The organism is Ponticaulis profundi, from assembly GCF_042659465.1.
In the GTDB taxonomy this organism is placed as follows: Bacteria; Pseudomonadota; Alphaproteobacteria; order Caulobacterales; family Hyphomonadaceae; genus Ponticaulis; species Ponticaulis profundi.
Genome location: NZ_JBHSSW010000066.1, coordinates 498452 through 518262, shown reverse-complemented (window position 1 = coordinate 518262; position 19811 = coordinate 498452). Strand labels below are relative to the sequence as shown.

22 protein-coding genes are annotated in these 19811 nt (G+C 52.7%); 8 read left to right on the top strand and 14 right to left on the bottom strand.

Annotation, left to right across the window (positions count from 1 at the left end):
• Nucleotides 1-56: 56 nt before the first annotated feature.
• The 3 genes from ACFQDM_RS18415 to ACFQDM_RS18405 form a co-directional block, all read right to left on the bottom strand.
• On the bottom strand, nt 57-455 hold the full coding sequence (locus ACFQDM_RS18415; protein WP_377381912.1) for a hypothetical protein: 399 nt from the start codon (nt 453-455) through the stop codon (nt 57-59).
• A gap of 3 nt (nt 456-458) precedes the next feature.
• Nucleotides 459-785 (bottom strand): DUF883 family protein, encoded by a 327-nt coding sequence (locus ACFQDM_RS18410; RefSeq protein ID WP_377381909.1) that lies wholly within the window; start codon nt 783-785, stop codon nt 459-461.
• A 134-nt stretch (nt 786-919) separates the two neighbouring features.
• Nucleotides 920-1696 (bottom strand): response regulator, encoded by a 777-nt coding sequence (locus ACFQDM_RS18405; protein ID WP_377381906.1) that lies wholly within the window; start codon nt 1694-1696, stop codon nt 920-922.
• Nucleotides 1697-1855: 159 nt separating this feature from the next.
• Here ACFQDM_RS18405 and ACFQDM_RS18400 point away from each other — a divergent pair, with 159 nt between their 5' ends.
• From ACFQDM_RS18400 to ACFQDM_RS18390, 3 genes are read left to right on the top strand one after another with little or no spacing between them, the layout of a single operon-like run.
• Nucleotides 1856-2056 carry a NepR family anti-sigma factor gene (locus ACFQDM_RS18400; RefSeq protein WP_377381904.1) on the top strand — a complete coding sequence of 67 codons (201 nt, stop codon included), beginning with the start codon at nt 1856-1858 and terminating at the stop codon, nt 2054-2056.
• Complete coding sequence (locus ACFQDM_RS18395) at nt 2057-2668, top strand: sigma-70 family RNA polymerase sigma factor (protein WP_377381901.1); 612 nt, start codon at nt 2057-2059, stop codon at nt 2666-2668.
• A 44-nt stretch (nt 2669-2712) separates the two neighbouring features.
• The gene (locus ACFQDM_RS18390; protein WP_377381899.1) at nt 2713-4347 is read left to right on the top strand and encodes a sensor histidine kinase; all 1635 of its coding nucleotides are present in this window, start codon (nt 2713-2715) and stop codon (nt 4345-4347) included.
• Between the two features lie 7 nt (nt 4348-4354).
• On the opposite strand, the gene ACFQDM_RS18385 is transcribed toward ACFQDM_RS18390, so the two are convergent.
• Together ACFQDM_RS18385 and ACFQDM_RS18380 are read right to left on the bottom strand one after the other, a co-directional pair.
• Nucleotides 4355-5119: a metallophosphoesterase family protein gene (locus tag ACFQDM_RS18385; RefSeq protein WP_377381897.1), complete on the bottom strand. Its 765-nt coding sequence runs from the start codon at nt 5117-5119 to the stop codon at nt 4355-4357.
• Nucleotides 5116-5964, bottom strand: a complete 849-nt coding sequence (locus ACFQDM_RS18380) for a diacylglycerol/lipid kinase family protein (RefSeq protein ID WP_377381895.1) — start codon at nt 5962-5964, stop codon at nt 5116-5118. The genes ACFQDM_RS18385 and ACFQDM_RS18380 overlap by 4 nt, the downstream gene beginning before the upstream one ends.
• A 164-nt stretch (nt 5965-6128) precedes the next feature.
• Here ACFQDM_RS18380 and ACFQDM_RS18375 point away from each other — a divergent pair, with 164 nt between their 5' ends.
• Nucleotides 6129-6302: a DUF1328 family protein gene (locus ACFQDM_RS18375; protein WP_377381892.1), complete on the top strand. Its 174-nt coding sequence runs from the start codon at nt 6129-6131 to the stop codon at nt 6300-6302.
• Nucleotides 6303-6414: 112 nt separating this feature from the next.
• A complete protein-coding gene (locus ACFQDM_RS18370) occupies nt 6415-6552 on the top strand; it encodes an entericidin A/B family lipoprotein (RefSeq protein ID WP_377381890.1) in 138 nt (45 codons plus the stop codon).
• Nucleotides 6553-6612: 60 nt separating this feature from the next.
• Here the strand turns inward: ACFQDM_RS18370 and ACFQDM_RS18365 are convergent, their stop codons facing one another.
• Genes ACFQDM_RS18365 through ACFQDM_RS18355 form a run of 3 tightly spaced genes read right to left on the bottom strand, consistent with a single transcriptional unit; the run spans nt 6613 to nt 9280 of the window.
• On the bottom strand, nt 6613-7686 hold the full coding sequence (locus ACFQDM_RS18365) for a phosphotransferase (protein ID WP_377381888.1): 1074 nt from the start codon (nt 7684-7686) through the stop codon (nt 6613-6615).
• Complete coding sequence (locus ACFQDM_RS18360; protein ID WP_377381886.1) at nt 7683-8048, bottom strand: nuclear transport factor 2 family protein; 366 nt, start codon at nt 8046-8048, stop codon at nt 7683-7685. Before ACFQDM_RS18360 ends, ACFQDM_RS18365 begins: the two co-directional genes overlap by 4 nt.
• The gene (locus tag ACFQDM_RS18355) at nt 8048-9280 is read right to left on the bottom strand and encodes an FAD-dependent oxidoreductase (protein ID WP_377381883.1); all 1233 of its coding nucleotides are present in this window, start codon (nt 9278-9280) and stop codon (nt 8048-8050) included. The genes ACFQDM_RS18360 and ACFQDM_RS18355 overlap by 1 nt, the downstream gene beginning before the upstream one ends.
• Before the next feature lie 215 nt (nt 9281-9495).
• Between ACFQDM_RS18355 and ACFQDM_RS18350 the strand changes: the two genes are divergently transcribed.
• Nucleotides 9496-10926, top strand: a complete 1431-nt coding sequence (locus tag ACFQDM_RS18350; protein WP_377381881.1) for an aldehyde dehydrogenase family protein — start codon at nt 9496-9498, stop codon at nt 10924-10926.
• A 47-nt stretch (nt 10927-10973) separates the two neighbouring features.
• On the opposite strand, the gene ACFQDM_RS18345 is transcribed toward ACFQDM_RS18350, so the two are convergent.
• The 3 genes from ACFQDM_RS18345 to ACFQDM_RS18335 form a co-directional block, all read right to left on the bottom strand.
• Nucleotides 10974-11438 carry a hypothetical protein gene (locus ACFQDM_RS18345; protein ID WP_377381878.1) on the bottom strand — a complete coding sequence of 155 codons (465 nt, stop codon included), beginning with the start codon at nt 11436-11438 and terminating at the stop codon, nt 10974-10976.
• Nucleotides 11435-11932, bottom strand: a complete 498-nt coding sequence (locus ACFQDM_RS18340) for an SRPBCC family protein (protein WP_377381875.1) — start codon at nt 11930-11932, stop codon at nt 11435-11437. Before ACFQDM_RS18340 ends, ACFQDM_RS18345 begins: the two co-directional genes overlap by 4 nt.
• Nucleotides 11933-12092: 160 nt before the next feature.
• The gene (locus tag ACFQDM_RS18335; protein WP_377381873.1) at nt 12093-13133 is read right to left on the bottom strand and encodes a DUF7064 domain-containing protein; all 1041 of its coding nucleotides are present in this window, start codon (nt 13131-13133) and stop codon (nt 12093-12095) included.
• 166 nt (nt 13134-13299) lie between these two features.
• On the opposite strand from ACFQDM_RS18335, the gene ACFQDM_RS18330 reads away from it, so the two are divergent.
• Nucleotides 13300-13956, top strand: coding sequence for a TetR/AcrR family transcriptional regulator (locus ACFQDM_RS18330; RefSeq protein WP_377381871.1), 657 nt, complete (start codon nt 13300-13302; stop codon nt 13954-13956).
• A gap of 53 nt (nt 13957-14009) precedes the next feature.
• Here ACFQDM_RS18330 and ACFQDM_RS18325 read toward each other — a convergent pair whose 3' ends face one another.
• The 3 genes from ACFQDM_RS18325 to bcp all read right to left on the bottom strand — a co-directional run bounded on the left by ACFQDM_RS18325 (nt 14010) and on the right by bcp (nt 16317).
• Nucleotides 14010-14486 (bottom strand): bactofilin family protein, encoded by a 477-nt coding sequence (locus ACFQDM_RS18325; RefSeq protein ID WP_377381869.1) that lies wholly within the window; start codon nt 14484-14486, stop codon nt 14010-14012.
• Nucleotides 14470-15690: a M23 family metallopeptidase gene (locus ACFQDM_RS18320; RefSeq protein WP_377381867.1), complete on the bottom strand. Its 1221-nt coding sequence runs from the start codon at nt 15688-15690 to the stop codon at nt 14470-14472. Before ACFQDM_RS18320 ends, ACFQDM_RS18325 begins: the two co-directional genes overlap by 17 nt.
• 162 nt (nt 15691-15852) lie before the next feature.
• Nucleotides 15853-16317, bottom strand: a complete 465-nt coding sequence (bcp, locus tag ACFQDM_RS18315) for a thioredoxin-dependent thiol peroxidase (RefSeq protein ID WP_377381865.1) — start codon at nt 16315-16317, stop codon at nt 15853-15855.
• A 112-nt stretch (nt 16318-16429) separates the two neighbouring features.
• On the opposite strand from bcp, the gene ACFQDM_RS18310 reads away from it, so the two are divergent.
• A complete protein-coding gene (locus ACFQDM_RS18310; protein ID WP_377381863.1) occupies nt 16430-19810 on the top strand; it encodes a YhdP family protein in 3381 nt (1126 codons plus the stop codon).
• Nucleotide 19811: the final 1 nt, after the last annotated feature.

Genomic DNA, 19811 nt, shown 5'->3' with positions numbered 1-19811 from the left:
GTCGCATATTCGCCAGAATATGCTTTAAACCGCCCGGGAGGGGCGGTTTAACGTTGCTACAGCAATCTGAAGAGCATGTTCTGTGCGTGCCGGACCGTGCTGTCCGGGTCTCGCATGCCAACGTAGCCCGCTGCCAGAGCCAGCCCGATCGTTGCAATTGGCCGTTTTCGAATGATCGCCTCAATCGTGTCGAACGGTAAGTCTGCCAGAGCATCAGCCGTCACCGACTCAATGGAGTCGACCTCCTCCTCTGTCGTTTTTGATGGGCGGAGGAATACATAGGCACAAACGAAAGAGAGAAGCGTGTAAGCGCTGCCTACGATCAGTGTGGCATAGACCATGCCAACCCATTGGGCGAGTGCCAGGGTGGCGGCAATGCTGAGCGCTAAAGCGCCTGCGAAGCCGAACAACGCTCCGCAGACACCTAACGCAATTCGGCGCTTAGTCCGGTCCATGATTTAGCGTTTCGCAAGCAAAGCGATTACCGCGCCAACCCCCAGGGCCACGCCTACTGACGCTAGCGGTTTCTCGCGGATGATACCTTCGAGTTCGGATTTTTTTTCGGTGAACTGCTCTTTTGCGGAGTCGGCCGCATCCTTACCTTTAGAAATGGATTCATCCTTTTTGGCTTTTGCTACGTCTGAGACGTCGGAGAACAGCTTTTTGAAATCCTTCTGAAGCGTAGAGATATCTTTCTTCAGTGCAGAAAAGTCGTCTTCAGTGACGAAATCAGACACGGAATCATTTTTTGCTGTTGGGGTTTCGAGGATCGATTGTCTGGCCATGATTGTCTCCTTCGGTCTGTTCCAAAACCAACGAACTATAGGCTGACGAGTTCCACAGAATATTGGAAAAATTCGAAACAAAAAAGCGCCGAAGAATGCTTCGGCGCTTCGTGTGATTGATTCTATATTTATATTTACTGGTGAAAGAACAGAGCCTGTCCAATCGCAGCTTTAACTGTGTTTTCCTGGAATGGTTTGGAAATCAGGAATGTTGGCTCTGGTCGCTCGCCTGTTAGCAGTCGCTCCGGAAATGCCGTGATGAAGATGATTGGAACATTGAACATTTTTAGGATGTCGTTCGCAGCATCGATGCCGGACGAGTTGTCGGCAAGCTGGATGTCACACAGTACCAGGCCAGGAGGGTCCTGTTCGGCCATTGCAACGGCTTCTTTGTGTGTGACGGCCTGACCGGAAACTTCGTGACCGAGGCTCTCGACCAAGCTGGCAAGGTCGGCAGAGATGATTGGTTCATCTTCAATGATGAGCACCTTGGTGCGAAGCGAGTTTTCGATGTCGGACAGAGCCTGACTGACAAGTGACGAGACTTCCTCATTTGTCACGCCGAGAATGGTCGCGGCTTCACCGCGTGTGAACCCCTCAAGGGCAGTCAGCAGGAAGGCCTGACGCTCGATCGGCGCGAGCTCAAGCAGTCGCTCGCTTGCTGTGTCACGTGTTTCGCCGTCGCCGCCAACCGTTTCAAGCTGGGCACCAGTGGATGTCCAGATAACGTGGAAGAAGCGATAGAGCGCCACACGTGGTGGCAATGACTGGTCTACGTGTGAAGCTTGTGTGGAAAGAGCTGATAGTGACGCGCGGATGTAGGCGTCTCCGCTTTCCTGACTTCCTGTCAGGGCGCGCGCATAGCGACGCAGATAGGGGAGGTGAGGGCCAAACTGGCTTACAAAACTCATGAAGATCTTCCCAGAATACTTATTTGTGTAAGTGCTAACGTAGCATTTTTATATTGGTTGCAAAAAAAATGAAAAAAGATCCATTTTGATGGAACCATCATTCCCCCCGGGGGTTTTGAACTCTGACCGGTCACAGAAAATATGGATGCAGTATAGGTAATGACGCGTACATTTCATAATACCAACGATGATATGACTTCGCGGCGTTCCCGGCAGAAACGTCTGGGCGATCAGCTGAAGCGTATGTACGACGATGTCGTACAGGAGGCGGTCCCGGATGATTTCATGAAGTTGCTGGAGGATGCTGACAAAGCAGGCGGGGGAGCGGATTCTGACAAATCTGCTTCGGGTGACAATTAGATGCAAGCCGAAGTCACTCCATTAGATGACGCGTCTTTCAAGAGACAAATCACCGATCTGGTACCTCACTTAAGGGCATTTGCGCGAAGTCTATGTGGCAACGCCTCGCAAGCCGATGATATTGCTCAGGAGGCGATGTTGAAGGCGTGGCGTGCACGCGCATCATTTGAGCCAGGTACCAATATGAAGGCTTGGTGTTTTACCATCCTTCGCAATGTTTTCTATTCGGAGAAGCGGAAATCATGGCGCCAGCAGCCACTCGATCCTGAGGTTGCTGAGGCAACGTTGGTGTCAGGTGATGATAGCGGCGCCTCTCTGGAACTGCTTGCGCTGCGAAATGCACTGAATCAGCTTCCGGAAGATCAGCGCGAATGCCTTATCATGGTTGGTGCGGGCGGTCTCTCTTACGAAGACGTCGCGGTGATCTGTGACTGTGCCGTCGGTACGATCAAGAGCCGTGTAAGCCGCGCACGAAAAGCACTCGCGGAAATCCTCGAGTCCAATATGGCAAGCTTCAACACAGATGGCGGAATCAAAGCGGCAGATGCTTTTGACGACATCATGAAACAGGCTGACCTTCTGGCAGCCGGTCCGAATGGAGCAAAAGCCTAGTGCCAAAAAGGCTGATTGCACAAAGATCGCTGAGATTCCGTCTTATGGTAATCTTGGCGATCGCGCTGACCCCTATTTTGTTCGTCGCGGCCATTCAGGCCTATGTTGACGGCAAGCAGTCTCTCGAAATTCGACGAAGCGATCTTCTAGGTATTGCCGACAGGGCGATCGATGAGGTGGAGCAGGAGCTCATCACTTCGGAATCGATGCTAAAGATTTTTTCCGAGCAGATCGCCGCGGGGCGGTGCAGCGATGTTCAATCCTGGCTTACACCGGAAATGCCATCGCTGATCAACGTGGCCTTCTTTGATGAAAACGGGGTCTCGCAGTGTACAGCATCGGGCGAGACCGGATTTACAATTTATGATCAGGCCTGGAATGAGGCCCTGAAAAACGGCCAGGTGTTTCTGCGCACCGACTCCTTCATGGGTAAGGGTGCGAAGGAATCTATGTTCGCGATTTTCTATCGCATGGAATACCGCGGGGAATATGTCGGTGCTGCTGGTTTTGGCATGGCGGCAGAAGACCTCGCTGATATGCTTTCTGGTGTGGAAAAGTCGGCGCAAAATCAGGTTGATCTCGCGTTGGCCGATGACAATCTTGCAGTCTTCGGTGATGAACTTCCGGTGGCGCTCCAGAAAGAATGGGTTGAAACTGCACACGCAGAAGACGGGGGGCACCTCTTCATCGTTTCCGATGAGGTCGGTAAATCCTGGGATGTCGTCTTGAATCGGGTTGGTCCTGGAGATCTTTACGCTGTCGCCGTGCGACAGTCGCCCGGACTTTTTGATGAAGTTACACTTCGTCCGGCCGTCATGATCGGTCTGCCTCTACTTTCCTTTTCGATCGCACTGGCGTCTGCGTGGTTCGCTGTTGATGAGCTGGTATTGAAATGGCTGCTGCGACTGCGCCGACTGGCCTACACATATGGGCGAGGTGAATATGATGCCCGGCCAGACCAGGACTTTCAGATGGCGCCGGAAGAGATTTCATCTCTCGCGCTTGCAATGGACCGGATGTCCGAACGGATCGGTAAACGAGACCACGATCTGAAGGCTGCCGTCAGTGAGCGGGATGCGGCGCTGAAGGAAATTCACCACAGAGTAAAAAACAATCTCCAGATCGTGACGAGTTTCCTGAACTTGCAGAGCCGAAGAGTCACTGATCCAGAGAGCAGGGCGGCGATCAACTCAACCCGGCTTAGAATTGATGCACTGTCTGTCGTCCACCAGACGCTGTATCAACATGATGATCTTGACATCGTCCATTTGGGTACCTTCTTCGAACATCTGCTTGGACACTTGTCGAATGCGCTTGGTCTGGATGAGCTGGACGTTGATCTGACTTACGACATTGAAGACCTCCCACTTCGCGCGGATGATGCCATTCCGTTGGCGCTCTTTGTGCTGGAAGCGATTACCAATTCGACCAAGTACGCGTTTGTCGAAGACGGCGGCGAGATCCATGTCCTGCTCAAGGAACAGGATCAGGGTCTTCTGCTAGCCATTCGCGACAATGGTAGCGGTGCAGAATCGGACACTGCAAAAGTGTCAGGAACAGGCCTTGGGAGTAAGCTGATGAGCGCCTTCGAACGCCAGTTGAATGGTAAGATGGAGGTCAGCACGGCGCCAGGAGAAGGTTATGAAGTGCGACTGTTTGTTCCTCACAGAACAAGCTAGTCGCCGTTTATCTCGGCCAGACGGAGCGTCCGTCCAGACGGTACTGGCCGTTCCTGAAACTGTGTATGTTGATCGAGATTGTGTCATCGTCGAGTTCTATGACGTTGAAGCTTGGCGGTGCCTCCCGCAATCGGCGAGACAGCGTGCCAGCGGACACGGAAAGATAGCCGCTTCCATGCTCACCTTCGCGAAATGTCACAGATGGTGTATGAACATGACCTGTCAGAAGTAGCTGCACGCCCGACGACATCAGGCGCTTGCTGGCGCGTCTGCCGCGCCGAGTGCGGGTGTTCAACGGTGAGCCGGGGGGCGATAAAAAAGGGTGATGGCATGCAATTACTGTGGCTGCATCATAGGTTTTGCCATCGAGGATCTCGTCGAGGTCACGAAGCCTGACAGCACCCTCGGCCCAGTTTCTTCGAAATTGCCAGCCGCGGGATGTGTTCAGTCCACAGAAGCGAACACCTTTCACTATCAACGGTCCTTCGAAGGCTTCAAAGTAGGAAGCATATCGAGAAAACGGTTTGCGCGCCCGATGCCATAGATGGAGCAACGGTGTATCGTGATTACCCGCGACTGTAAGTTTGGGGCCTGGAAGGGTATCGAGCCAGTTGCGTGCGGCCAGAAATTCGGACTGCTTCCCCCGTTGCGTCAGGTCTCCGCAGATGATCGTGGCGTCAGCGTTTTCAGTCTGGGCAAAATCAGTCGCGGCTTCGATGGCAGCGGGGTCTTCTGCGCCAAAGTGGATGTCAGAAAATTGAATGAACTTCATTGTCTCGCGGTCAGAACTCGTGCTGATCGGGGTTGGAATTCAAGCTTCAGAGGACATTCCAAATCGTAAGGCTCTCCGTCAAGGGTGACATGGATTGGGTGGTCGGTGTCGCATGACACATTGAGTGTTCGCGTGATGATGTGGTCAACGCCATCAGCTATTCTCCAGTCCATAAAAAGAGCCTCCAATGCGGCTGTCGTCAGATCCAGCATTGAGATAGAGGAAAAAATGCCGGCTTCGAAGGCGTCGGGAACAGTGTCTTCCACGAAAACGCCCATCGTATTGGCCTGGAATTCATTGCCATCCTCTGAAGTAATGACTAGCTCCGGCGTCAGATCCAGAAGGTCAGTTGTGTTCAGAACCTCGCCAACGGCTTTCAGAGGTTGTCCCTGGCGACCGATTTCACGCGCTCGCGCCAGCTGAGTTAGCTTCCCAAACAGGGCACCAACATAAAATCGATGTCCGGAAATCAGGCCTGATGCGAGTTCGAGCTCGTTTCGATTTTCAAGACAGTTTTTTAGAACAGCAGGCCAGTCCGTAACGTCTCCATGAATGCGCTTGTGCAGCATGTTCATGGTTCCGCCTGGCAGAGCGAGAATGGGTGGGGAGTTGTCTCTTTGTAACTCTAGGGCACAGGCCAGGCTGCCATCTCCGCTCCAGATTGCTAGGGTGTCATTTGCCGACAACGTTTCATGTGCGCGGCTCAGAGTGTCTTGGAGTGTATCTGAAGAAACAGTTTGGATATCGTAAGAGATACTGAGGTGAGCAAGCTCGGTGTCGATGAGATCTACAGCATTTTCCGGTACGCTACCTGACGCCGGATTAACGACTACGATGCACGTCATTTAAATAATATCTCCTCGTGAGGAGATGCAACTCTCAAACACCTCATAAGTTCCAAGAATTCCTAAGTAAGTGGGAAGAGAAAAATATCGACAAGTTTGGAACCATAGCCGCCAACCGTCGTTCTATTTGCACTGATCTTGATTTAACTTGGAAGGAGAAAACAATGCTTGGTTGGGCATTAGCATTCTTTATTTTCGCGATTATTGCTGCAGCATTTGGCTTTGGTGGAATCGCAGGTGCTTCAGCAGGAATTGCGCAAATTCTGTTCTTTGTGTTCCTTGCGCTTCTGGTGCTGACATTCGTTGCTCGCGCCGTCCGCGGTCGATCGCCGCTATAAGGCAGCAACAAATCAAAAAAAGAGACGGTCAATCGGCCGTCTCTTTTCTTTTTGCGGAACTTTTTCCTGAGATGGTCGTTGAAAAACTAGCCATTTGGTAAGGAGGCTAATCATGAAAAATTGGATGAAAATGCTGCTGCTGAGCATGTTTGCGGTGTCTGTTGCTGCCTGCAACACGGTCGAAGGTGTTGGCCAGGATGTTGAAGAAGTCGGCGAAGAAATCGAAGAAACAGCCGACAACAACAAATAAGAAAAAATGGCCAAGCAAATGCTTGGCCATTTCCTTTTCTAGGGGTCGATAGGAGCTGACCTATTCGTACCAGTCCAGCGCATTGTGATCGGTGATCAGATCTACAGCGCCATTCAGCATTTTGAAAAACATATCATCGCCGCGCTCTGTTTGCGTCACCAGCATGGCTGCGAAGAATGCCGTCAGGAAGTGCTGGAACGCTCCGGCCACATAGTGCCGTTTCATCTCTTCCATCGGATAGGGGCCAGCGCCCTGAGCGGCAATTTCCTGCAGATAGTGATCAATCAGCTCTGCCTCGTGCTTTTGCCTCAAAGCAGGCTCCAGTGCGCCAGCAATGAAATATCCAACGTCAGAGGCAGGCGCACCGTAAGCAAAGGACTGCCAGTCAACCACGGTAAGTGGTTTGCCGCCTTCAGACGTGCCGAACATCATGTTGTCAGGCCGGAAGTCGCAGTGGATCAGGCATCGGGCACCATCCTTGAATACAGCGTCGCGTTTGATGTCGCGTGTCATCGAATCGCCAATCTGGCGTGCTTCGGATGATACGCGGTTGCCATAACGCTGCTTGAAGCCAGTCCAGAGCTCAGCAATGAATTCTGGTTGGATTGGGTCATCCGCGTTTGTCGTGCCATTGACCCAGCGATGCTGATCGAGTGATGCATCATTCCAGAAGGCAGCATGCATTTTAGCCGCTTCAGTCAGCACGAGTTTTGTTTCCTCCAGAGTGGATCCTCTGAGCTGATCTCCCTGTTCAGCGGGGGCGAGATCGCCCATCATCAAAACGAAGTCATGCGTGTCTTCATTCACATCAGTGAAATAGCATTCTGGCGTGGAGATGCGAGCGTTTGCCTTGAGCTTTTGGTAAAACTTCACTTCACGATGATAGTTGCCGAGCGAAATTCCAGTGGCGCGACTTTCTTCTCCTTCGGAAGGGAATTTGCCGACAATCGTATCCGGCGCGCCAGGCGCTGCTTTGCTGTAATTCAAGGCAAAACGTACGCAGTCACCTATCTGACCTGTTCCGACTTTTTTCGCGGTGAAGTCGGACACGTCGACATCATATCCTGACGAGTTCAGAACGGCCGTCAGCCAAGGCGCGTCGATCTTTTTCCATTCACGAATATCTGGTGTCATTGCGTGCCTCCAAGTTCATGGAGATAGACTTCGTTCACCGCGATCTTGTCATCCTTCAGGATAACGAGATCAAAACCACGTAAGGTGTTGTCGTCACCGGTTTCGCCAACCTTGCAATACCAGCGGCCACAGAAGCCGTTTACAATTGCCCAGGTTTCGTCAGGTTCATAAACCATGGGCGGGGTGGCCGCGAACATCTGCGTAAGATAGGCACGAAGTTGCTCGTGCCCCTTCAATCCTTGTGCGGTTTGTGGATCCTTGTAGACCGCATCGTCGGAATAAAAGGAGACAAGGCGCTCGACATCCTTGTCAGACCAAGCTTTCAGCCAAGATGCATTGAACGCTTCAATTGAGACAGCCATCAGTTCGCTCCCTGCAGCACGAATTGACGATGGTCTTCCGTGAAGAATTCTTCTGGAACTGCTTCCGGCCCAGCCAGGATCGCAATGCCATGCATGCCAACGGTCGGATCAGTCGCGCGGCGCTCATGATAGGCATGACGACGTACGCGTGCCTCTTCACCAAACTCCATGTCGAGCGTTGCCTGCAGCTGACCGGCGAACCGAAGACGGCGCATGCGCTCAAAGCGCTCTTCAGCGTAAGAGCTGAAGTCGGGCTTTTCTCCTTGTGAGGTGGCCTTGAGAATGTCAGACACGATCCGAACATCACGATAGGTGATCGAAAGACCGAGCCCGTTGATTGGGTCGTTCCAGCCAGCTGCATCGCCGATCAGAACAGCGCCGTCGGCAAAGGGTTCGTCTGTCCAGCTGTCATTGTTGAAGTAAGAGAAGAGAGGGCCCGCCGGTTTGCCATTGGCAATGGCCGCATTCTTTGGTGCGCTTCGGAATTTGAACGATTCCAGGAACCGTTTCGCGCCTTCCTCACCATTGAATTTGCCGCGTTCCTCAAGTGCATACCCGCCATATACGCGGACTTTGTCACCGCCTTGAGGGAACGCCAGGAAACCAAAATTATCTTCGGTTCCGATCGTCTGCAGCGTGTCATCAATGCCTTCGACGCCTTCGACAAGAAGGCCTGCAAACCAGTGATGTGGTGGGTCCTGATGCAGTTCGATTCCTGCGACTTTGCGGACCGTGGATTGTCGTCCTTCAGCGCCCACAATCAAATCAGCGTGGTCGGTAAACGTTTCGCCTTCATGGAGATATGTCACAGACGGATTGTCACCGAGCGTAACGGATTGAACGACCACTGGGCGTTTGCAGACCGCACCGGACTTTGCGGCTTCATTATATAAGGTCTGGCAGTGATGAGGATGTCCTATGCACAATGGTCCAGGAACATCGGGCAGAACACCCAGTGACTGCGCAGCGGCCTCGCAGGTTTCTGGTGGCAGGCTTTCATCATATGTAATGTGAGACGTGATATGGTGCCCACCGGCATTCATGAGCACATCATAGAGGCCCAGTCGTTGTGTCTCGGCGACACCCCATGGGGCGATCCATTCGCCGCGAACGCGGTCCTCATACTTTTCGGATTTTTCCAGAACCAGGACTGATTTCCCGGCTTTAGCCATAACAGCCGCAAGTGCAGAGCCGGCGATTCCGCCGCCAACCATGATGAGATCGTAGCTCATCTTCCTCCCCTATATTTTTATAATTAAGTCGCATGAGTTAGTCATGAAACACAGCGGAACGCAAACATTCTACTGAAAAAAATTGGGTCGAGTTTGCGGTCCGGGCGCACGGGGAGTGGGCGCGGGAAGCCTCACATTTGCTTTATTGGTTCGATAACAAGTCGACAAAAAGAGGCCTTCGGTACTAACTGTGCGGATATCAGGGAGGAAAAGCGATGGAATTTGATCGCGATTATAAAATGCTCATCGACGGTAAACTGGTTGCGGCAGCGGACGACATGGACGTGGTGAACCCTGCGACCGGTAAGGCTTTCACGAAAAGCCCCCGTGCCAGCGAGAGTGATCTCAATGCTGCGGTGGAAGCCGCACAAAAAGCCTTTAAGAGCTGGAAGAGCACGCCAATTGAAGAGCGCCGTGCCGCTTTAAAGAAGGCCGGTCAGACATTGATGGCACAGGCTGATCAACTGGCGAGTCTGTTCACAAAAGAGCAGGGGCGCCCAACAGCCCAGGCGAAAGAAGAGATTCTCGGTGGAGGTTATTGGCTGATGACTGTCGCTGATCAGGAGATTCCTGTCGAGGTGACTGAAGACAGCGATACCCGACGCGTTGAAGTGCACCGTACGCCGCTTGGTGTTGTTTGCGGGATTGTTCCCTGGAATTTCCCAATCACATTGGCTTGCTGGAAGATTGCGCCAGCGCTTTTGACGGGCAACACGCTGGTGATCAAACCATCACCGTTCACCCCGCTCTGCACGCTGAAGATGGGTGAGTTGTTTCAGGAAATTTTCCCGCCGGGAGTTTTCAATGTGATCTCGGGTGGCGATGAGCTGGGACCTTGGATGACGGCGCATCCAGGTTTCGCGAAAATCTCGTTCACAGGCTCAACCGCGACTGGGAAGCGTGTCATGGAGTCGGCGTCCAAGGATCTGAAGCGTGTGACGCTCGAGCTTGGCGGCAATGATGCCTCAATTGTGCTTCCAGATGTCGATGTCGACAAAGTGGCTGAGCAGATTTTCTTTGGAGCGTTTTTCAATTCCGCGCAAATCTGCGTGGCGACGAAGCGTTTGTACGTGCACGCCGACATCTATGACAAAATGCGGGACCGTCTGCATGCAATTGCGCAAAATGCGCCTGTCGGTGACGGAAGTGATCAGGGCAATCAGTTTGGGCCGATCCAGAACCGCGCACAGTATGAGCGCGTGTTGAACCTGCTTGATGATGCCAAAAAATCCGGGCTCACAGTTCTGGAGGGGAAAGACGTTCCAGAAGAGGGGTTCTTTATCCCCCTGACGATTGTTGATAACCCACCAGAAGATTCGCGCGTCGTAAAAGAAGAAGCCTTTGGCCCAATTCTGCCAATGATGAAATTCGACGATCTGGATGATGTTATCGATCGAGCGAATGATTCTGAATATGGCCTGGCTGGTGCTGTCTGGTCCGCTGACATCGAGAAAGCGGCATCTGTTGCGGCCCGTATGGATACCGGAACCGTGTGGATCAACCAGAACCTTCAAATGACTCCATTGACGCCTTTTGGCGGACACAAGCAGTCCGGTCTTGGTACGGAGAATGGGGCTGAGGGATTGAGTGAATTCACGTCGCCCAAAGCGATCTTCATTCCAAAGTCCAACGCTTCGGTCGCTTAGCGCCTAGCCATTCAAGAAAGGGAGCCGGACTATGTCCGGCTCTTCTTTTATACTTCGTTTACCTGCTTAGTCGCCAGGTGTGAAATCACACCATAAAACGCGGTGAAGCTGGCGATCAGCGCGATTGTGAAAATCCCCCATACGATATTGTTTGCAATATCAGCATTTGCCGCCATGCCTCGAACGCTCAGTGCCGGGGCCAGGATCGCAGCGAACGTATTCCCCCAGCCAGCGATCAGAATTGACGGAACCAGCCAGGCTTGCCGCCCATGTTGCATGGGAGAGCGGATGAGGGTGACGCCCGACAATGCGATGACAAGCAAGCCGTTGAGCAGGCCTTCAAGGTGGGCCATGATCCAGCCGCGATAATCACCACCCACAGCAATTGGTGCGTTTTGTCCGTAGACGTCTTCCATCACGAGGAAAGCAAGAGGGAACCCGGCAAGCACCATACCGGCTAGGATCATCAGCACGCCTTGAAGGGCGCAGATGCGGAATCCGTTCTTGGTCATGCTGTTGTATATTTCTCAATATTGGATTGGATGTGTGCTTCAAGTTTTGGCATGCCTTTCTGAAGGCTGGAGGCCATCTGCTTGTTAATCATCCATCCGAGCGGAAAGAAGGCGCTGAACCGGCCTGACCAGAGCAATTCACAGCCGTTCTCGGTGTCGACCAGTTTGTAGTCTTCGACGCCTGCTTTGATTGGTAAGGTCGATTTGACGAAGCTGAACGCCATGCGGCGGCCGTCTTCCCAGGCGAAAAAGTATTCTTCGACTTTCTCGTTACCAATCTCGACTGTGCGCGTGGTGCCAACGGAAAATGGTTCCGGGCTTGTCCAGGTCACATTGGTGATGGGCAGCCATTCGCACCATGTGGGTCCATCCAGCAGAGCGTTCCAGACGACGCTCGCTGGAAAAGGGAAGGTGTGACGTGCTGATGGCTGACCTTTCGCGCCAGCCAGATACGATTCTCCCACATTCTCGTGCGTTTTAAGTTGCTTTGACATGTTGCCTCCCGGTTTTTTGTTGTGGCGATCAGTACAGCGTTTGTCGTGATCGTGCACTTTCGGGAGGCCTTTATCACAAGGATAACGTGTCGATGAGCCTGTCCTTACGGCAGTTTCGATGCATTTTTTCTACTGCGCGTTTGTGGGGCAGAGGGGGAGGCTAGTATCCGGCGGCGCGACCAATCGGCTTCTCATCAACGATCTGGTCGAGATACTCGCTCATACCGTAGCCAATGCGATCTCCACAGCGATACTCCGTCATGCCTTCCGTCAGGCGTGTCTGTAAGGTTTCGCCATCTGGTGTCGTCCTTCGGTTGCGCAGCGGGATGAGTGACAGCACCTTGCCCTCAATATCATACGTTGCCCCGGATTCGGTTTCTATTCTGGCACGAAGTGCGGTTTGATAGTCATTCTGGTCCCAGTCACTCTCGAGTTCACAAGCGGTGATGTGATCGTATTTCCCATCGCGTAGAACCATGCCACTCGGCGCGACGCCTCCTTTGCCATCACTCATTACATTGAACATGATGCCAAAATCCGGGCCGAAATTCATGGGACACCAGCGATACCATTCTATGGCTTGCCAATGGCGTGGTCCCCAGGATTTGTCCCGCAATCCAAGTCCATCCATATCAAAAGATTGATCGCCGATTTTGATCTGTCCAGTGATAGCGCAGTGCTGTTCATAGTGCGCTTTTGCGAAGGATTTCTCCGGGTCGATTTCGAGTGAACTGCCATCCTCCCGGACAACCTCCCCGCCATACATGGGGGATACGCCTTCATAGGTCAGTTCAAAACTGCAAGGCACTTTGGAATTGGAAGAAAACGCGAGCTTCGGATCAGCCATTTGAAGGGGGGCGTCCATAAGGAGAACTTTCCCGTCAAATTTGAGCTTGAGTGTCTGAAGGGGTTGGACGATCTCAATTTCCATTCCACCAGCGCGCATCGCTGAATTGTCGGTAATCTCGGGACGCGCAAAAATAAAGCCGACTTTCCCATTCGGTAGATAAATACAGACAGACATTTCCGCGTAGTTCTGATTGGGGCGATTTCCCAGTCGAAACCATGCCCCTAGCTTTTGTCCGGCGTCGAAAGCGTTGAAATACATGCTTTCATTGTAGTTTTCGGCTTCGCCTGGATCGTGGGTAAATTCGTCTGCTGGCAAAAGCTTGTACTTTAGTCCGTCTTTCAGCGCGGCCATCATTCTCTCCCTTGTGCGTTCTGATCACATGTGACGCATTCGGGAAGAATGTTCACACAGCTATCGTTACGCTAGGCAATAAAAATATAACGCGTTAGACAAAACATGTTGCACGAGTATAGATAGGGACTGAGTCGGGGGATGAGCGGGCATGGCAGAGAAAATGATGAGTCGAAGAGAGGCTGCAAAGGCAGACCGACGCCGCCGGATCGTCCAGGCGGCACGTGATCTGATTAAGGAAACCGGACAGACGGGGCTGTCCATGCGTGCGATCGCTGCCCGCGCTGATGTCAGTCTGGCGACGCCTTATAATCTTTTCGGATCGAAGCGTGCGATTATCATGGCACTCTTGGACGATGTTCAAGAGTTTGAGGAGCGCTTCAACGAAATCGCTGACGCTGATCCGATTGATAAGATCTTTGCAGCACTAAAGCTTTCACTCGGCTATCACGAAAAAGACCCGGACTTTTACCGGGTTGTCTGGTCTACATTGCTGGATCCGCAAGGCTCGGCTGAGCAGCGAGATGAACTTATGCCGCCGCAAAACCATGCTTTCTGGCGAGGATTGCTGGAAGAGTCTAAGGCGCGCGATCTGCTCGATGAGCGCATAAGTCTCGAGTGCCTGCAGCATGAGCTTGGTCATACATTTGCAGCGGTGATGCTGACCTGGCTGATGGGAGGGCGAGAGACTTCTGATCTGATGCCCTCAATCTGTTATGGATTTGCGTTGTCACTCTTGGGAGCCTCCACAGAAGCAGGTCGCCCATCGCTTATGGTGAAACTGTTGGAATTCCAGAAGCCGAAACAAACGCTTGAAACATGAAAAAGCCGCCCGAAAGGCGGCTTTTGACAATTCTACACGCGGCGAAGTAAAAATCAGTCTTCAGAAGACGGCGTTGGTGCTGGCGTCGATGTTGGCGGTGCGGCCTTGAGTGGATCGTCGGAATGACGAACATGGCCTTCGAAACGAGCGTCTGCTTCGATTGAGAGAGAGGCGTGAGTAATATCGCCTTCGACTTTCGCAGACGACGCAAGTTGAACCTTTCGTGCACGGATCGATCCTTTGACGCGACCACGAACAACAATTGATTCTGCGATGACTTCGCCCAGAATTTCGCCGGTATCACCAACTGTCAGAGCGGATGCTTTCACATCACCTTCGATAACACCATCAATCTGAATTTCGCCTTCCGACATCATAGAGCCTTTGACCTTCATGTCAGCGCTGATGAGCGAAGGTGCGGAACGCGCTGCAGGCTTTGATGGAGCTGCCGAACGTGTTGGCTCGCTTGGCGTCGGTTTTGCGGTGGTTGTCGGAGTAGGTGTGCCTTCCGGCTTACCCTTCGTGAACATGTTGGCCTGCCCTCAAGAAATTGACTGGATTATAGGTCTTGCCTCTGAACCAAACCTCATAATGAAGGTGAGGTCCAGTGCTTCGTCCAGTGGAACCCATTCGGCCGACCAGGTCACCGAGGTTGATGACGTCGCCCTTTTTGACTTCTACTTTCAGCAGGTGGCCATAGCGGGTCTTGAAGCCGTAGCCATGATCCACTTCGACCAGGCGGCCATAACCGGATCTTGGTCCGGCATATGTGACAACGCCCGGGCCTGCTGCGACGATCGGCGCAGAACGATATGCTGCCATATCCATTCCGGCATGAAAGGCTGGGCGACGCGTGAAAGGATCGGAGCGCAGGCCGTAGCCCGATGTTTCACGGAAGTTGACACTGACAGGTCGACCCAGTGGGAGAGACTCTACAACATCCTGATAATACCCGGCTTCTTCGAGACGCGCAGCGACTTGCGTCACACGTTCAGCAAAGCGGGCATCATCCTCGTTCAGGGCTTCTTTGCCCGTCATGGAAGCATACTCTACAAGCGGACCGCCCATCTCGCGTTGCTCTTCAAACCGACCTATGCCGACGCCAGTCAGTTGAAGCACGCCGCGAGCACCTTCGGTGCGTTCCACAGCGAGTTCCTCGGCTTCGTCAAGGAATTCGCTCTGTTCTTTTCGGAGCTGATCAATGTTCGCGCGAAAGCCTGCAACTTCGAGCGAAGCCGTAACGACAGGTGTTGCGCGTGATTGTCGTGGAGAAGCCTCATCAATACTCGCGCTAACGAGCATGGTCGCGCCATTTCCGCGAAGGCTTGCTGTCTGAATGGATTCTGGGGACTTGAGGGCGGTGAGCAGCAGTTTCAGCGTTTCGTGGCGCTGTTCAAATTCGACGGTCGCGCGCTGGAAAGCTTCGGTACGTTCCTCAAGAAGCGCTTGCGCCGTAGCTGCGCGAGCATTCGTGTCGCTGACCCACCGTTGCCATTTGGCATCATTGCGATCAAGCGCCACTGTGCGGGCCGAGAGTTTGGGCCCTTGAGCAATTACGCTGACTGTCGCGAAAACGCACCAGCCTGCAGCTAGAGCGACCCCGCCTGCACAAAGCATCTGCTGTGTTGGAGAAATCGAGATATAACGGACCGTTCCGCCACTTCGATGATAGATCTGCCGCTCAGGAAAGGTACGCTCGAACCAGGACCGTGCCTTGCTTTGCAAATTCTTCATTTAACGCCGCCCGATACTTTTGAGAGGAGCAAACCCCAGATCACCACTCTCTTTTGCGTCGCCGACCGTAGACGAAAAAAAACCGTCCGCGAAGCCCCAATTCTATTATTTTTCTTAAAGGTTAGGTGGTGATCGTAAATTACTCATTAAGCGATCAGGCAGCTAAGACTGTGCACTCTTCAGTGCTTCCAGCACCTCGTTCACGTGGACTTTTACCTTCACCTTTCGCCAGACCAGTTCAACAACGCCGTCCGGATTGATGAGAAAGGTTGAGCGCTCAATGCCCATGTATTTCTTTCCATACATGTTTTTTTCGACCCAAACACCGAACGATTCGCATAGTTCACCGTTCTCATCTGAGATGAGATGAAATTTGAGCTCGTGTTTGGCGATGAACTTGTCATGGCTCTTCGGCGAATCTTTTGACACGCCAACGACCTGCGCGCCGAGCTTCCTGATTTCGTCCATGTGAGCAGAAAAGTTTACGGCTTGCGTGGTGCAGCCTGGCGTATTGTCCTTCGGGTAGAAATAAAGAATGGTCCATTTGCCGAGCAGATCACGTTTAGTCAGGCGCTTCTCGCCATCAGTTGGAAGGTCGAAATCCGGTATGGTTTGTCCTGCTTGCATGATTTCCTCTTGCGATTTGGTCTCATTCAGACTGTACAGCCTTATCGATCTGAACCCAGTAAGCGAATACGCTCGCATACCACTCGCTGCAAGATAAAGAGAACCTAGGGCATTGCGTCAAACAACCGGCATCATTCTGCTCGAATTGCTCACTGGCGTGGTTCTGCTTGCAGGAATGGTGTTTGGCCTTGTCGCCTGGCGTCTGATGTCTGGGCCGACGGATCTATCTTTTTTCAAATCGGACGTCGAGCAAGCCATCTCAGAAGCGCGGGATGGTCGCCGGGTTGAAATCGAGTCGCTTTCCCTGCGTTGGCAGCAACAGAATGGCGAGTTTCAGATTGTCGCCAGCGAGATGGTCTTTTTAGATGAAGAGGGAAGCAGGGTCGGCGCGACCGACCGCGCCATCATTGATCTGAATGCTGTTTCCCTTTTGTCGGGAGATGTGCGTCTGTCAGAAATTCTGCTTGATGGTGGCCAGATCGCGATCGAACGGGATGCTGAGGGCGTCATCACTATTGCTGGCGAGTCACTGCCGAAGGTTACTCCGGTGCAGTTTCATGAGGCGTCGTCGATCCTGCAATACATTGAGCAGAGTTTCCTCAACGTGATAGACAATGCCCTGCAGTCTCGTGCTGTGGGAGATTTGCGGTCGATCAGATTTCGAAATTTCGAAATTAACTTCATCGATGAGCCCTTAAACATCAACTGGCAGTTCGATGACGTTAATTCGGATGTTCTGCATCGCCGTGACGTTCTGACCATAAATGCATCGGGTGCTGCTTACGGTGAAGGTGCACCAGAAACAGCTGAACTGAGTGCCGAACTGGAGCTCGATACACGTACATTGACCGGTAGCTTTGAGCTGCTCAATCAGTCATTTGCGCAAATTCCAATTTTTGATCTGTGGACGGAAGCTCTGGATGGTACTGTGAAAACAGACGTCACCATCCTGTTTGACGTCGATGCATACGGGATTGATTCTGCTTCTGTGGATCTAAGGACAGCTCCAGGGCTCCTTGAATTGGAAGGCACGCAGATCCTTGTTGGGGTAAATGATCTGTCGCTCATTTACGCGTTCCGCGAAAACACAATGCAATTGGATGCGCGTAATGTTGATGCAGGTCCCTTCCGGGGCAATCTGGATCTGTACACCGACAATGCTGCCAGCTGGATCGAGGCGCCGCTATCTGATGAACATGATCTTGTGATCCGTTCGACCGGGATTTCGGCCGACTTCCGGCCTTATTTTCCATCGGCCTGGCAGCTCGATGATGTCAATATAGACGCCAGTGTGGACCTCAGGGACATGACGGCGGACTTGCCATCTATGCGCGTGTCGACAGCCGGCATCACACTGACGGGCAGTGGAACGATTTATGCAAACCGGAACCAAGAGCGCCAGAACGGTGAGATCCCGTTCGGTATGCGTCTACAGGCTGTTTCAGATGGCCAGACAAATACTGAAGAAGTGCTGAAATTTTGGCCTGTCTCCTTGGGTGAGGGCGCTCGGACATGGGTTGCAGAGAACGTGCGTTCAGGCGTTGTGAAGGATGCGCGATTCTCGCTCGATCTTTCCCCCGATGAGTTGATCAAAGGATATCTCTCTGACGAGGCGCTGAAGCTGGAGTTTGGTTATTCGGGCGCGGAAGTGTCCTTTCTATCGGATCTTCCGTCTGTCCAGAACGGCCGAGGCCAGGCTCGGTTGGACGGAAACGGATTTTCGCTGGATGTCGCTGAGGGAAGTTTCAGTAACTGGGCGCTGACTGCAGGCACTGTTCAGATACCTTATTTCATGCCGAAGGGCGGTGATATTATCATCCGCGCTGAAGGCAGTGGTTCGGTAAGGGACATGCTTCGCACATTGAGTGAATCGCGTCTCCAGCTTGAAGAAAAATATGGCCTGCAGGTCGAGTCGATTTCAGGACTTGGTGAGGCGACCTTCGAGTTGCGCCGCCCGGCTTTGTCGGACGTGTCTTACGAGGACACTCGATTTCGCGTTGATGGTACTGTCACATCTGGCCAGTTTGATGAAATTTATCCTGATATTTCACTTTCAGAAGTGAAAGCGCGTTTATCCGCTGATAACAACCAGATCGCTATTGCCGGTGATGGCGAGCTGGATGGTTCTCCGATCGTTTTTGAGTGGAGCGACAAATTCTTCGATGAGACCAACCAGAAAACTCAGCTCGATGCCCGCGGATATGTGAAGCCTGAGCTTCTGAACCGTATGAACATTCCGGTGCGCGCTTATTTGACGGGCGACGTGTATGGAGAACTCAAGGCTAACGGTCCGTCGATCACGGAACTGACGCGAGCGCTGGTGGAACTTGATCTGCAGGAAAACAGACTCGATTTCAGCGAATTAGGCTGGATTAAGCCTGTTGGCGATGCTGCAACTGCGGTCATCGACTTCAGTGCGCTGCGTCGCGGTCAACGTACACGGATCGACTTGAATTCAGACGGTCTCGAATTTTCAGGTTGGCTGCGCACCGATGAAAATCAGGACGTTGTCGGCGTCAATCTCGATCGGCTGTTTCTGGAAAATCAGATTGATGTCAGTGGCGAATTACGTCGAACCCGACAAGGCGAACTCCGTATCGACGTTGATGGGCGGTATCTGAATGCTGAGCGACTTATAGATGGTCTTTTCAGTGCCGGCGATCAGGCGTCCCCGGTCTTCGGCAGTGTGAATATTCAATCCAGTTTCGATGAACTGGATCTGAGAGATGGTTATTCCATGCGCGACGTTGATCTCACGCTCGACTATCAGGGGCCGGGCCTTCTTAGTCTGAACGTCGATGGGCAGAGCGAGCAGGGCGATGGCATCTCGATTGCGATCAAGGCGACAGAAGGCGGTGGCCGTGCGGTCGATGCAGTGATTGAAAACGCTGGTGCGGCCCTGAATGGATTGATTGGTTCTAACACTATTGAAGGCGGAAGGCTCACCGTATCCGGTGAGCTCGGCGCGCAAAATCAACCCAGCAATATATTATTCAGGATCGACACGGTACGCCTCAAGGAGGCGCCGCTGCTCACCCAAATTCTAGCACTGGCCTCTTTAAGAGGACTCGCTGATGTGATGAGCGGTGAAGGTATCTTGTTCTCGAATGTCGAGGTTCCGCTTCGTATTACCCAGCAGGGGTATTTTATCGATGGAGCAAAGGCTTCCGGCCCAGCAATGGGGATGACGGCGAAAGGTCATGTGCTAGATGGAGGTGAGAACATCGCAATTGATGGCGTCCTCGTGCCTTCGTTTGGAGTAAACTCCGCCTTGGGCGGAATTCCTATTCTCGGTGACCTGTTCGTTTCACGAGAAGGCGAGGGCGTTTTCGCCATAACCTACGATGTTCGTGGATCCATGGAGAAGGCGCAGATCGCTGTGAATCCCTTCTCAGGTCTCTTGCCGGGGGTGTTGCGCCGGATCTTTGAAAACCCGGCGCAGGAACCACTCCCTGAGGCTGAGGCAGAAGATGCGCCTCAACCCACTGAATAAC